At 55.5% G+C, this 14374-nt stretch carries 8 protein-coding genes; 4 read left to right on the top strand and 4 right to left on the bottom strand.

Annotated features, from left to right (window positions below):
• Positions 1-24: 24 nt before the first annotated feature.
• Complete coding sequence (gene rnhA, locus SH287x_RS13940; RefSeq protein ID WP_479514927.1) at positions 25-534, bottom strand: ribonuclease HI; 510 nt, start codon at positions 532-534, stop codon at positions 25-27.
• 232 nt (positions 535-766) lie between these two features.
• A complete protein-coding gene (gene infA, locus SH287x_RS13935) occupies positions 767-985 on the bottom strand; it encodes a translation initiation factor IF-1 (RefSeq protein WP_013112376.1) in 219 nt (72 codons plus the stop codon).
• A 368-nt stretch (positions 986-1353) separates the two neighbouring features.
• On the opposite strand from infA, the gene SH287x_RS13930 reads away from it, so the two are divergent.
• Both SH287x_RS13930 and SH287x_RS13925 read left to right on the top strand, forming a co-directional pair.
• Complete coding sequence (locus tag SH287x_RS13930; protein WP_479514926.1) at positions 1354-3957, top strand: GTPase family protein; 2604 nt, start codon at positions 1354-1356, stop codon at positions 3955-3957.
• Between the two features lie 1689 nt (positions 3958-5646).
• Positions 5647-7515 carry a serine/threonine-protein kinase gene (locus SH287x_RS13925; protein WP_479514925.1) on the top strand — a complete coding sequence of 623 codons (1869 nt, stop codon included), beginning with the start codon at positions 5647-5649 and terminating at the stop codon, positions 7513-7515.
• A 41-nt stretch (positions 7516-7556) separates the two neighbouring features.
• On the opposite strand, the gene SH287x_RS13920 is transcribed toward SH287x_RS13925, so the two are convergent.
• Positions 7557-9032 (bottom strand): MATE family efflux transporter, encoded by a 1476-nt coding sequence (locus SH287x_RS13920; protein WP_479514924.1) that lies wholly within the window; start codon positions 9030-9032, stop codon positions 7557-7559.
• A 259-nt stretch (positions 9033-9291) separates the two neighbouring features.
• Here SH287x_RS13920 and SH287x_RS13915 point away from each other — a divergent pair, with 259 nt between their 5' ends.
• Both SH287x_RS13915 and SH287x_RS13910 read left to right on the top strand, forming a co-directional pair.
• Positions 9292-12342 (top strand): DUF1553 domain-containing protein, encoded by a 3051-nt coding sequence (locus tag SH287x_RS13915; protein WP_479514923.1) that lies wholly within the window; start codon positions 9292-9294, stop codon positions 12340-12342.
• A gap of 46 nt (positions 12343-12388) precedes the next feature.
• Positions 12389-13795, top strand: coding sequence for a DUF1501 domain-containing protein (locus SH287x_RS13910; protein WP_479514922.1), 1407 nt, complete (start codon positions 12389-12391; stop codon positions 13793-13795).
• A 178-nt stretch (positions 13796-13973) separates the two neighbouring features.
• On the opposite strand, the gene SH287x_RS13905 is transcribed toward SH287x_RS13910, so the two are convergent.
• Positions 13974-14183: a hypothetical protein gene (locus SH287x_RS13905; RefSeq protein ID WP_479514921.1), complete on the bottom strand. Its 210-nt coding sequence runs from the start codon at positions 14181-14183 to the stop codon at positions 13974-13976.
• Positions 14184-14374 lie beyond the last annotated feature (191 nt).

Genomic DNA, 14374 nt, shown 5'->3' with positions numbered 1-14374 from the left:
ACTGGTTGGCAGGTTTGGAAATGCTCAACGCAAGTTATTTTGACGAGCGACTGCTGCCGCTGCGACGGCTAGTTGATCGCAGCGTTCATTTTCGGCGTGGCCAGCGTGGCCTTTAATCAGCTTGAATTGCACCTGATGTTTGGCCAGTAGTGCGTCGAGTTCTTGCCAGAACTCGACATTTTTGACCGGCTTGAAGGCTTTGCCTTCTCGCCGCCGCCAGCCGTTAGTTTTCCAGCCAGGGAGCCATTCGCTCGACCCTTTGGCGACATAACTGCTGTCAGTCACCACTTCCACACGCGAACGGTTTTTGAGAACTTTGAGTCCCTCGATAACCGCCTGCAACTCCATCTGGTTGTTTGTTGATTCTGCTAATCCACCGCTCCCTTCCCGCTCTTTTCCTGAAGCGGGGTGACGGAGAATATAGCCCCATCCCCCGGGGCCGGGATTCCCGCTGCATGCTCCATCTGTGAAAAGCTGCACGAAAGGCAACTCTCGCAGGACAGGTTCCGGTGCAGGGGAGTTCTCAGAGGACATATCAACTTTAATTTCTGGAGCTGCCAGCGAGAGCATTCGCGCGACAGAAACCCAAGTGCAGATTTGGGCAGAATGTCAGTAAGGAGAATACAACAAGCCGTACCTACACCGCCCAAGTTCTCACTATGAGGAGATCACAGATGAGAAAGTGGTGCAAATGGACGTGATCATAACGTCTTCATCAACCAGTGTTAGATCGAGCCGACAGGCCCGATCAAACAGAATGGGACTGTTAACGCTCGCGGAAGATAATCCGACCACGATTCAGGTCGTAAGGGCTGACCTCGACCTTCACTTTGTCACCTGGAACAATTCGGATGAAATGCTTGCGCATTTTGCCTGCGACGTGAGCCAGAACCTCGTGCCCATTCGACAACAGGACTCGAAACTGCGTGTTGGCCAGCGCCTCCACGACGTCGCCATCCACTTCGATGGCTTCTTCTTTCGCCATAACTCTTTGCCCGGCCTTTCGTTAACGAAAACAACCTTAAAAAACACAACACCCTGCAAGAATTCTACCCAGCTGTCTTGCAACCTGCCACCGGTGCCGCCCATTAAGAAATGATGACATCGTGGACAAAGTGACTCCATGATTGCCTTCCAAACCCTGCTGCTATGGAGGTGATTCTGCAATTCAGGTGAAGGGTCACCCTCCCCGCTCTCGTTTTACTCGGCGAATACTGGCAGTATGGAACCTTTGATTCTCCATCGGGAGGCTGTGCGTGACAGATGCCTGCCTCACGAAGATTCAGCAGTGAAATTCCCCCACATGCGGGACTCCCGTGTCTGCAGTTCAGCCAGAGGATCGAGAATTTCCGGATGCCACGTCTCATTCACAGATACGGCCCGTTACTCCTTTCCAGCCTGCCGCTCGTTGCCGCGATCGGAGCCGGTGTGCAGGAATGGATTTCACAACCTGCCTTCAGCGCCTTAGCCTGGTACACCTCTGTCTGGGCTTTCGTGAGTTGGGCACTGGCTTTGGGACTGCTGCTCCGCTGGGCTAATCAGAAGAAGCTCTTTCCGCACCCTTCGATTCGAGTCCCCTCCGGCAGTTCGGGCCATGATGAAACCGCTTGGGAAATTGTCCGAAAAACTGAAACCACCTTTGATGAACAACTGACCGCCAACTCTGTTTTAGACGACCGGATCAAACTGCTGGCCCTGAACGTCGAACAAATGGCCATGTCCATTGCGCAGGTCTATCAGCCCGGCATCAGCAAACCCTACAGTGATCGAACCGTCATTGAACTGCTGGCCATGGTGAGCCTTTCGGCACGTTCACTGCGCCATTGGTTAATGAAAGCCATTCCCGGTGTTGGCCTGCTCAGGATCAACGAGGGGACGCTGTTGCTGGGCGTTTCCGATCTTTATCGCCGGCGGCAGATCCAGATTGATCGGATTGCCGCGGTGATCTGCGGCGTCATGTTCATGATTGCCGCCATTCTTGGAACGGTACTGGATTCTGAAGTCGGACTGGTCATGGCCCGCGGGATGTTCAGCTTCCTGCTCTTGATCGTGATCCCCCGTTTCTTCTGGCGGCAATCTCACGAACGAATTTCCAAAGAATTCCTGCACGCAGTATTGCTGCAAATCAGCGGCGAAGCGGGGGCCTTGCTCATTGAACTTTCCAATGGTGGCTTGAGAAAAGGCACCCAGCCTTATCTGGAACTCGAACGGCAACTGGCTCGCTTACGGCCTGCCCCGCGTCCCACATTACCCACAACCTGGCGAGTCTGGTTAATTTATCTACTACTTATCGTGCCTTATTTATGGCTGCTGGTCGTGGGGACATACGTCCTCATTGTCGATCAATGGTGGATTCCCCTGGCCGTTCTGGCAGCCATTTCCTGGAGTGTGGCTTACTTTTGGAAAGCCTGGCGGCCAACCTCTCAGTTGCCGTCCGCTCACCTCCACCAGATCGAGCAGAAAGTGCGGTCGTTCGCCAAGGATCAGCCCTGGCCTCCATCGCGAGATCTGCCTGTCACTCTGGCCGATCTTCGCCGCCTCATGAAACTCGTTGGCACAGAACTTGGCCCGATTGGCCGATGCCAACTTGAAGACCTCACCTTGCTGGAAGCGTTGCGAGCCACCGAGCGATTGGCCATTGACTTTGAGCAGGTCGTCGCCACCTGGCCGCTGTCATCATCACTCACGATTGGTCAGGCGGAAAGCTGGTTCGTACGTGCGACACAAGTTCAGCAATCCTATGAGCAATCAAAGCCATTTCTCGAAACGCTGGGCAAGACATGGAATGCCGCGCGCTGGCTGAGAGCTTTATCACCAGCAGAGATGGTGAAAAATATCGGCTGGACAATCGCCGCCGACATTGCAGGACATTTCGCCAATCAATCTCGTGAATGGGTAGAAGACTGGATTCGTGGACAATATGTCCTCTTCTGGCAACTGACCGGTGCTCGATTGATCGATGCTCAGACCGGCCATTGGCGGCCAGCTCCTTTGACACTCGGAACGACGGGAACTTTGGTCGCCTCCCCCCTCGCAACGCCGGAGAAGGCCAGTTCCTCTTCACTCCCTTCCGGGGCACAAACGGACGCGCCCGGTCAATCCGGTTCAGAAAGCCACTGGACGGAACAAGCAACAGCCAACACCGTCACATTGGCGATTGTGGGGCAGGTGAAAGCCGGGAAGTCGAGCCTGATCAATGCCATCCTGCATCAACAGGCCGCTCTGGTCGATGTTCTGCCTGCCACCTCGGGAGTCTCGACCTATCGCTGCCATCTTCCCTTCTCCGAGGGAACCGTGACGTTGCTCGACACGCCCGGCTACACCGACGCGGGCCTCTCTCCACAGCAATATGAGGCGATTCTGGGAGCCGCCCGCAGTGCCGAAGTTGTCTTACTGGTGATGGCTGCCAACACGCCCGCGAAAGAACCGGATGTCCGCCTGGTTCAGAGACTTCACAATTATTTCGAGCAGCACCCCACACAGCGGAAACCGATTCTGGTGGGGATTGTCTCCAAGATCGACCTCCTCCGGCCTGTCAGAGAATGGTCGCCCCCTTACCAGTTCCTGTCCCCCTCTGCATCCCGGCCTAAAGAACTCGCCGTTCGCGAAGCACTGGCCTATCATCAGCAATTACTTGGAAAAAGCATCAGCCATTGGATCCCCGTCGCCACACGACTGGAGACCGCCACCACAGACAAGGCCAGTTCAAACACTCAAGACCACTCGGCCCCTGTCGACTCGACGCCGTTAGCAGACTCATCCCGGCTCTTTGGTGTGGATGAATACCTGATTCCTTTGCTAGTGGCTCAACTTCCCGACGCTCAAGGGTTGATGTTGCTCAAAGCCCACCACGCTCGCCAAAACAATTGGCGCAGCTGGTGGGATACCGCCCGCAATGAAGGAAAGAAACTTCTGAAAATCCTCGAAGCCGCCTCACAAAACCAGCCCCCCCCTTGACGGTGCCCTTACGGGCTTCGTGGCGGCGTATGCGGGTCGGTTGTTTGTTCACGAATGGGTCTTACTCCGCCAGCCCCTTGCGGGGTTTGTGGCGGCGTATGAGGGTCAGTTGTTCATCCACGAATGGGTCTTGCGCCGCCAGGGCGCCGGAATTAATGCTGTTTCGCGCAACAAAGGGTGGTAGGGTAGAGAGGCTTCGTTTTGGGTGCACCTCGCAGGTTGAGGTCTTTTTCGCCTGTGATTCCGGACAGAAGGCTCTCTCTCGGCTCGGTCAGGGCCACCCTTTGCCAACAGGAAATTCTTCCTGCTGGCGGAAGCGCCGATTGTGGACGCTTCCCTCGAATTCGAGACTGACAAACAGTCAAACAACAGATGCAAACTGCTCACGCAGAACACCACTGATGCCCGACTGAATGTTTTTTATTGGCACTTATTCATTCGCCACTTCTTGTGACGAGGGAATGCCAACACAATCACGTTTGATTCAGCCCAACACTGAATCAGACAGGCCGACGGAATGTTTTTCAACGAGGGTGACTTCGTGGAGTGATGTTTCGTGGATTGGCCCTGATCTCTGCTGGAATTTTCACGGCCCCCGATTGCTCGAAAAAGTGGTCGGGGGCCCCCTTACGGGGTTTGGGCCTATCGGCCGGGACGTGGGCTAAAGATCCGCGGCCCCGTTGTGGCCGCTCCTTCCTTGCGCCTTGCGGGGTTTGGGGCGGCGTATGGGGGCCGGTTGTTCATCCGCGAATGAGTCTTACGCCGCCGGGGTGGTGGTGTTTTTTGCAGGGGCGGTTCGCGGGTGTTTTAATAGAGCTGGTGGGTTGCGCAAAGCCTTAACCCACCCTACTATTTAATAGCGTCTCTGGCTACTTGAACGTTGGGAGTTGGTGCATTGCGCTGCGCTTCATGCACCCTACATAGATGCTTACGCCGTCAGAGAAATGGTTGGTTTTCAACACAACCGCCCTCCCATGATAGCGTGAAACAAGGAGTTTGCTCCTTCGCCCATTCTGATGGGAGAGGGCCGGGGTGAGGGCGAACCGCTGTTTAAAAGATATTAGCTGCACCCGCTATGAACACACGCCGGATATCTATCGCCAAGAATTTACTATGTAGGGTGCATGGAGCGCAGCGCAATGCACCAACTCGGCTAAAATCAAACCCTAAACAACCACCGCCCTGGCGGCGTAAGCCCCATTCGCGAATCAACAACCGACCCCCATACGCCGCCACAAACCCCGCGAGGGGACGCAGTGCCGGGTGAGGTTTTTTCTGTGGGCTTTCCCAGTGTAACGACGTGCCTGGGTATTTATTTGCATAGCAAAGGTAATGATCGCTATTTTAGCTCCGGCTCGCCCTCACCCAGCCTCTCCCATCGGAATGGGAGAGGAGCAATTCAATCAATCCCAACGAGAAACTTCTCTCTGGCGGCGTAAGCCCCATTCGCGAATGAACGACTGACTCGCATACGCCGCCACAAACCCCGCGAGGGGGGCGTAAGACCAAACGTGGATCAACAACCGACCAGCAGGCCAACGAGCCTGCGGGCCTTCGCCCACGACCCGGCCGATAGGCCCAAACCCCGTAAGGGGAATCTTTGGTGGTTTCTGTTACGATGAGCCATCAGGATGGGTGTGTTCCGTGGGAACTTGATGTCTCTAACCTGGTCTGAATCAGCGTATTGCCATGCCTTCTGCGACTCCGCTTTCTCCAGCAGATGAAGCCATTCTGGCCGAATTGATGGATCAACTGCTGCAGCGATTGCAGCAAGGGGAAACCGTTGACCTGGATGTGACTTGCCGCAATTTTCCTCGACTGGCCAGTGAATTGAGGCTGCTCTGGGGAACCCTCCTTATGACTGAAGGGCTGGCGGCCAGTTCTCAGATTGATTCGACCGATATCGCTTCTTTTGAAAAGACGTCATCTCCAAAGGAGTTATTACCGACCACGGAAAACTCTGCCTCTTTCATTTCCCCTGAAGAGGGAAACTTTGGGCAGTCGATTACGCAACTTTATGATCTGGCTGAGGCCGACCAAAGTTCGGCGACTGCCTGGGCCGCCCTTTTGGCTCAGGCCGACTTTGCCAAAAGACCGTTAGCATCTTTCTTAGCCGATGGCAGCCAGCAACCTCCGCAAATCAATGATTATGTTATCATTGAAGAACTTGGTCGCGGTGGAATGGGCGTGGTTTATCGCGCCCGGCAACGATCCCTCGACCGTATTGTCGCCCTCAAGATGATTCTTCAGGGACGCCTGGCGTCTTCTGTCGATATTGCTCGCTTTCAAGCGGAAGCAGAATCAGCCGCCCGGCTTGACCATCCGCACATTGTCCCCGTTTATGACGTGGGGATGTTTGAAGATCGTCCGTACTTCAGCATGAAGTTCATTGAAGGGTCAACGCTTGCCCAGAGGATCACATCTGGCCCGGTTCCCAATCGTGAAGCGGCTGAATTGCTGCTGCCTGTCTGCCGCGCCATTGCAGATGCTCATCGCAAAGGTGTCCTGCACCGTGATTTGAAACCATCGAATATTCTCATCGATCCTGATGGCACGCCTTATGTCAGTGACTTTGGGTTGGCAAAACGGATTTCAGTCACCGGCAGCGATAGTGATCTCCCTGCAACATTGACACAGAGCGGAGCGATCCTGGGCACGCCCGGCTACATGGCTCCCGAACAGGCGGCTGGAAAACGGGGAAATGTCAGTACGCTCACTGATGTTTACAGCCTGGGGGCTGTCTTGTATGCCCTGCTCACCGGACGCCCGCCATTCCAGGCGTCTTCTCCCGTGGATACGATTCTGCTGGTGCTGGAGCAAGACCCGGTGATGCCGCGTGTGCTCAATCCCAAGGCTGATTCTGACTTGGAAATGATTGCGCTGAAATGTCTGCAAAAGCCGGCTGACCTCAGATACAACACAGCGGATGATCTGGCCGATGATCTGGAGGCTTATCTTCATAATGAACCGATTGCAGCCAGATCGTCGCATTTCACACAGGTTATTACCCGTGCGTTTCGTGAAACACATCATGCCCAGGTTCTCGAGAACTGGGGGCTGCTCTGGATGTGGCACAGTTTTGTGGTGTTACAACTGTGCCTGATCACCAACCTGATGCACTGGAGTGGTGTTGAAACACGCTGGCCTTATGTGGCCTTGTGGTCAGTGGGCGTGGGCATCTGGGCTTTCATTTTCTGGGAACTGCGGCGACGATCCGGCCCGATCACATTTGTGGAACGTCAAATCGCCCATGTCTGGGCAGCCAGCACCATTTGCAGCACGCTTTTATTCTTCATTGAATGGATGATGAACCTGCCTGTGTTGACGCTTTCTCCCGTGCTGGCGCTGCTGGCGGGAGCCGTCTTTCTGATTAAAGCCGGTGTTCTTTCGGGGAAGTTCTATGTGCAGGCGTTCGTGCTTTATGCCACCGCGTTTGTCATGGCCGCAATGAAGCGCTGGACGGACTGGGATCTGGATCTCACGCTTTATGGCGTTGTGGTCGCCTGGAGCTTTTTTGCCCCAGGCTTAAAATATTATCGCCAGCATCTGGCCGATTGAAAATGACCGGTGAAACGAGGTGCCTGCAGAATCAGTGGCCGTCAGACTTTCACCAATGTCCAACGTCCGGCCAGGTATCTCCAGCACAATAAACCGCAGCGGAGCAGGTTGTCGGCCCCCATGCCAATCCAGGCTCCAAACAGCCCATAATCCATGAAAATTCCAAAGAACCAGGCGACAGGAACCCGCACACAAAAAGTGCCCAGCAACGCACACCACAGAGGAAACCGTGTATCGCCTGAGCCGCGCAGGGTGCTGACCAGCACGATCAAAATGGCATTGGGAACCTGATAGCAGGCCATCAATCGAAATGGAGCCACTCCCAATTCCTGCACTTCAGGATCAATGTGCATCTGCTGGTAAATTTGTGGGGCGAACGTAAAGAAGACAATCGACATGATCGCGGCATAGAGCGAAGCCTGCCCCACAGCCGCTAACCCGGATGTTCTTGCCAGATCCGGACGCTGGGCACCCAGGTATCGACCGGCCAGACTTCCCGAGGCAATACCGAATGCGACAGCCGGCAGATAAGACAGCGACTCCACCCGCACCCCCACAATATGGGCGGCAAACGCCGACTTGCCCCCTGTAACGCGGGCAATGATCATCAGAAAAAGAAAGTGGCCCATAAAGGTGGCCAACCCATCCATGGCTGCGGGGCCGCCAATTCGCATCAGGCGCAATGTGGTTTCTTTGCGAAAGACAAACTCTCTCCGCAATAACTTTAGTGACGCCCAGCCCGATGTCAGGAACCATCCCATCAGGAGGGCACCGCAACCTTGAGCCGCAACGGTTCCGTAAACGATCCCATTCACGCCCAACTGAGGAAACGGCCCCAGGCCATAGACCAGCGACGTCGAGGCAATGATGTTCACCACGCTGGTGAGGCTCAGCACATACAGAGGAGTGCGCATATCGCCCACGCCTCGCAGGCAGGCGGCACCAATCAGTGTCCAGGCCGAGAAGATTTGCCCACGCGAATCAATTTTCAGATAGCCCACAGCAATCGCAGCGGCCTCACCTTCCAATCCCAGCAGCCACGTGACATGGGGAGCCAACAGATAAAGAATGGTCGAGACGGCAACGCCCATGCACAGCGCCAGAGCCATGGCTCGTGAAGCCATCATGCGGGCCTGCTCCATCTCGCGAGCACCCCAGTAGCGTGCAATCAGCGCTGTGGCTCCCACCCCCACCAGTCCAAAGACCATCGAGGCCATCCAGCTGACATAGGCGGCCAAGCCAATGGCGGCAGTCTCTGTTTGCCCCAATCGCCCGGAGAGATAGACATCAAAAAAACCGACCGAAAAGTGAAGCACCTGTTCGAGAAGAACAGGCCATGCCAGAAAAATGACGGCCTCATGCGCCTTTCTCCAGCGGTGCTTGCCCGAAATTTCAGGAACGGTCTCAATGGCCAAAGCGGCAGCTTCGCCCGAGTCAGACCCATCTTTGAGAAGCGGACGCATTGGATCGTCTGCCGGAATTGCTTTTCCTGTATCGGTTTGTGGCGATAGTGACATCCGCGGGATCTTCTTGCTTCGCAACGGCAACCATCGTCTCTGGTCGATTTCACGCGGCGCATGGTGCCGACAAAGAGATCATAGCGACTTGAGGGAAAACCATCCTGGAAGGTTCACACGCAAATTTCACTCACAACTGTTGCATCAGCACGCTATTATGTGACGCTGGTGTTCTTGTGATCCCGATGAACAATTTGTGCCAGCAAGAACGGCCCTGATCGATTTCTCATCCCATGAGCACATGGGGGATCTCCGACATATGACAATTTTCCACGATCTCAGAGTCCTCTGTCAGACATTGATCTGTCCGACCCTGAACCGCCAGACATTGCCCCGCCATACAATTTGTCTTGTGGCCACTGTTCGCTCACAGGGTACGGTTCGCTCACTTTGCGGATGGTTGTGTCTCGTTTTCATCGCGTCATCACTTCTGGCAGCACCAAATGTGGGGCTTGCCGACGACACACAGAAGGTTAAAGACCAGTCCGCAAAGGAGTTCTTTGAAGCCAAAATCCGTCCCGTTCTGATCAAAGAATGTTACTCCTGTCATTCCAGTCAGTCGCCGGTTTTGAAAGGGGCTTTGAACCTGGAACATCGTCAGGGCTGGCAAGTTGGCGGTGATTCAGGGCCATCGATTGTGCCCGGTAACCCTGATGACAGTCTACTGTTGTCGGCCATGAAGTTTGATGGATTGGAAATGCCGCCAGCGGGACGACTTTCCGATGAAACCATTGCCGACTTTGAAGGGTGGATCAAAGCGGGAGCAGTCGATCCCCGGGAAGGGAGCGGCACCAAATCTCAGAACGCCCCCACCAGCGGGATGAGTGTCGAAGCCGGTCGGCAGTTCTGGTCATTTCTCCCCTTGAAAGAGACCCCATTCCCCGCGGTTCAAATGACTCAGTGGCCAGTGGCGGCAGAAGGATCGTCCGCCCATGTCACCAGCCATATGATTGATCGCATGATCCTGGCGCGACTGGAAGCCGCCAGCTTGACTCCGTCTCCCGATGCCGATGAACGCACGCTGGTTCGACGTCTCTATCTCGATCTGACGGGGCTGGCTCCCACAGTGGACGAACTCGCGGCCTACCTGAACGACCAGCAACCCGGACGTTACGAACGGCTGGTCGATCAGCTCATGGAGCGACCTGCATTTGCCGAGCATTGGGCTCGCCGCTGGTTGGATGTGGCCCGATATGCCGACAGCAATGGATCAGACTTCAACGCCACCTTCAAGGAAGCCTGGCGCTATCGGGATTATGTCATTGATGCCATTCAACGGGATCTTCCTTACAACGAATTCATCCGGGAGCAGATTGCAGGGGATTTGCTGGAAGCCGACAACGAAGACGATCACATCAGAAAACTGATCGCGACCAGCTTTCTGATGATCGGCCCGAAAATGCTCAGCGAGCGCGACAAGGTGAAGCTGCAATTGGATGTCGTCGACGAACAGCTCGACACACTCGGCAAAGCTTTTCTTGGGATGACGATGGGATGTGCACGTTGCCACGATCACAAATTTGATCCTGTTCCCACAGCAGATTACTACGCCATGGCAGGCATCCTGCGCAGTACGTTGTCGCTGGAAGGAGAGATCATCAAGTACGTTTCCGATTGGCCCGAAACGCCTCTCCCGGTGACTCCCGAACATCGTTTGGCCCTAGATCAATTTGAAGAGGCCCGCAAGTTACTGAATGGCCATCTGGCAACACTGAAGAAACAGCTCAGTGGCTCTTCGGACAAAATGGCCAATGCGCAGCAGCTCGATCTGGGAATTGTCATCGACGATACCCAGGCAGAATTTGTGGGTGAGTGGAAGTCAAGCACCCTCTCAAAGCCGTTTGTTGGCCAGGGATATCGGCATGATGACAACACGGCTAAAGGCGACAAGTCAGCGACATTCCGAACGACGTTGCCCGCCGCTGGAGAGTATGAGGTCCGCGTGGCTTATGTCGGCAGCAAGGGCCGGGCGAAAGAGATCCCCATTGCCGTTACCCATGCCGAGGGAGTGTCAAACGTTCTGCTCAATCAGCAGGTTCCGGGATCTCTGGGCAACCTGGTTCAGCCGATCGGTCGCTTTGAATTTCTGGCTGATCAACCCGCCGAAGTGGAGATCACCACGCAGGGAACGTCCGGCCATGTCCTTGTTGATGCTGTTCAATGGGTGTCTGTGAAAGAGATTGAAGCCCATGAGCAAATGATGAAGAAAAAGGTCAAGGCCGAGGTCTCTGATGAGAAGATGGTTCAACTCAAAGCCGAGTTGAAGCAGATGGAAGGGAAGATGGCGGAGTTGCTGAAATCAGCCCCTCCTCCTGCACCCAAAGCAATGGCGGCCCGTGAGGCCAGTGAAATGGCCGATTGCCCGATCTGTATTCGGGGTGAACCGCACCAATTGGGAAAAGTTGTCCCCCGTGGCTTCCTGCAAGTCGCCTCATGGGACAAAGCTCCTTCGATACCGGATGGCACCAGTGGCCGCAAAGAACTGGCAGACTGGATTGCTCATCCCCAGAATCCGCTGACCGCCAGGGTCTATGTCAATCGGATCTGGAAATCGCTGATGGGGCACGGCCTCGTTCGCACCACGGACAACTTCGGTGTCTTGGGAGATACGCCCACTCATCCAGAATTGCTTGACGCACTCGCCCGGCAATTTTTGAACCAGGGCTGGTCGACAAAAGCCCTGATTCGTGGCATCGTCTGCTCCCGAACCTACCAGCAATCTTCCGTCTTTCGTCCTGAAGCCGCGAAGGTTGATCCTGAAAACAAACTTCTCTGGCGATCCAACCGCCAGCGTTTGTCAGCGGAGTCCATGCGTGACAGCCTGATCCACCTGACCACCGGTTTTCAGCCTCGTCCTGAAGGTTCCCCGGTTTCACAATATGGCAAGCTGATCTCATCGAATGTTCCCGGCGGCGCCTCTGCCACCGTGTCAGAGAAAGATGTGCGGACGATCTATCTTCCCGTGATCCGCGGGGAAATCTCGCCCATGCTGGCGGTCTTTGATTTTGCTGATCCCGACTTCGTTGTTGGCGAACGCTCCTCCAGCACGGTGCCCGCTCAGGCGCTTCTGATGCTCAATAGCCCTTTTGTGAAGCGGGCTGCTCATCATCTGGCTCAACAAGTGATTGAAGACTCGCAAGTCCCCAGTGATGGCCGAGCCACTGCGATCTATCAGCGTCTCCTCAGTCGACCAGCCAGTGAAGACGAAGCCCTCGCAGCAGCTCAATTGGCCGGTGCAGGTGATCTGGCGGGTTGGACACGTGTGGCTCATGCCATCATTGCCTCAACAGAGTTTCGCTGGCGCGATTGAAAACAGCAGGTCAGAAGACTCCTGAAGAAGACAGAGTAAATAAGTGATGAATAACAACGACAGCCTCTCCGCTTCTCGTCGCGCATTTCTCTCGTCTCTGGGGATGAGTCTGGGAGGACTCTCTTTCAGCACGGGATTATCGCGATGGGCGGGAGCCTCAGAGGCGACGAACGAGGCTACTCCTACGATCACATCGGGAACGCCTCACTTCCCGGCTCGGGCCAAGCGGGTAATCTTCCTGTTCATGCACGGCGGTGTCAGCCAGGTCGACACGTTTGACTACAAACCCGCACTCGCAAAATTTGACGGCAAAACGCTTCCGTTCCCAGCAGCCGCCAACATCGATGCCAAGCCCGTGCTTATGCAATCCCCGTGGAAGTTCGCGCAACACGGCGAGTCCGGCGCGTGGTGTTCAGAACTCTTTCCACACCTTGCCAAACAACTCGATCGGCTGTGCATCATCAAGTCTATGCACAGTCGTGGGCAGTCCCATGGGCAGGCCGTTTGCATGCTGCATACCGGGAGTGACAACCTGGTACGCCCCTCGGTTGGCGCCTGGGTTTCCTATGGGGTGGGTTCTGAAAACGCGAATCTTCCCGCCTATGTTTCGATTGGCCCCTCAGCAGGTCATGGCGGCCCACGCAATTATGGCGCAGCGTTCCTTCCCGCCATTCATCAGGCCACAACCATTGGCCGACAAGGAAAACTGGGGAACGGCAAGATCGATTTCCTGAGCCAGGCCACTCCGGAACAGCTCGAACTGGTCAAAGCCATTCAGGATATGGGCGAGCGACACCTGCAACGTGTCGGCCCTGATCCCCAGATTCAAGGGGCCATCGAGACTTACGATCTGGCTTACCGGATGCAGGCCGCTGCGCCTGATGTGTTGGATCTTTCGCGAGAAACCCCCGCCACACAGGCTGCTTATGGGATTGGCCAGAAAGCCACCGATGAGTTCGGGCGTCAATGCCTCTTGGCACGTCGTCTGGTTGAATCGGGTGTGCGGTATGTGGAACTCTCGACGGGGAACGTCTGGGATCAACACGGGGGATTGCGATCCGGGCACACGAAAAACGCTCTGGCGGTTGATCAACCCATCTCGGCTCTGCTCGACGACCTGGATCAGCGCGGCATGCTGGAAGACACGCTCGTGGTCTGGAGCGGAGAGTTCGGACGAACGCCCATCGTTCAAGGGAGCGATGGCCGCGATCATCATCCGCAGGGATTTACCGCCTGGATGGCGGGGGGCGGCGTGAAAGGGGGCTTATCCTGGGGGGAAACGGATGAACTGGGATACCACGCCGTGAAAGATCGCGTCCATATGCACGACCTGCATGCCACCATGTTGCACCTGCTGGGCCTTGATCACGAACGTCTTACATTCAAATACGCCGGCCGAGACTTCCGCCTGACCGATGTGCATGGGCGGGTTGTGAAAGAGATCTTCGCCTGAAAGTCATCGCTGACTCAGGCACGGCGCTATGAATGAGAGTCTATCGGGGAATACTCCCTCTCTCGCTGGCGGGAAAGGGAGTTCAAATCCTTCTCCCTGAGGGAGAAGGTGGCCGAAGGCCGGATGAGGGGGAGACGCGTGACTCTCGGTGAAGGGGAGCCACGCCATCGACGTCGTGTTATTGATAGCTATAAAAAACACGAAAGACTAAATACCCCTCACCCCAACCCTCTCCCGCAAGCGGGAGAGGGAGTTCAAATCCTTCTCCCTGAGGGAGAAGGTGGCCGAAGGCCGGATGAGGGGGGGGACGCGTGACTCTTGGTGAAAGAGAGCACATCGCCATCGACGTCGTGTTATTGGTCTCTCTCTGGAACACAGATGCCTTCATGCGCCGCCCCGAACCCCGCAGCCGGTTAAGGGGGGAACGCGCGACTCTCGTCGCCTTTGGTCTCTTCAGGAGCAGATTTTCAGAAATTGTTCGTTGCCGGTCAGTTTTGCGTAAGCATCGCTTTCGTGAAGCGTACTAATTGATTGGCGACTCCTTTCGAGAGTCAACAAGTTCACCGGCCACTTTCGAGG

The organism is Planctopirus sp. SH287 (assembly GCF_056500625.1).
Note: the sequence above shows the minus strand (reverse complement) of the source record. Positions and strands in the feature narration are given on the sequence as shown.

Bases quoted from the DNA above. Each gene is read 5' to 3' on its own strand.
- rnhA (WP_479514927.1), bottom strand. From the start codon at position 534: ATGTCCTCTGAGAACTCCCCTGCACCGGAACCTGTCCTGCGAGAGTTG.
- infA (WP_013112376.1), bottom strand. From the start codon at position 985: ATGGCGAAAGAAGAAGCCATCGAAGTGGATGGCGACGTCGTGGAGGCG.
- SH287x_RS13930 (WP_479514926.1), top strand. From the start codon at position 1,354: ATGCCACGTCTCATTCACAGATACGGCCCGTTACTCCTTTCCAGCCTG.
- SH287x_RS13925 (WP_479514925.1), top strand. From the start codon at position 5,647: ATGCCTTCTGCGACTCCGCTTTCTCCAGCAGATGAAGCCATTCTGGCC.
- SH287x_RS13920 (WP_479514924.1), bottom strand. From the start codon at position 9,032: ATGTCACTATCGCCACAAACCGATACAGGAAAAGCAATTCCGGCAGAC.
- SH287x_RS13915 (WP_479514923.1), top strand. From the start codon at position 9,292: ATGACAATTTTCCACGATCTCAGAGTCCTCTGTCAGACATTGATCTGT.
- SH287x_RS13910 (WP_479514922.1), top strand. From the start codon at position 12,389: ATGAATAACAACGACAGCCTCTCCGCTTCTCGTCGCGCATTTCTCTCG.
- SH287x_RS13905 (WP_479514921.1), bottom strand. From the start codon at position 14,183: ATGAAGGCATCTGTGTTCCAGAGAGAGACCAATAACACGACGTCGATG.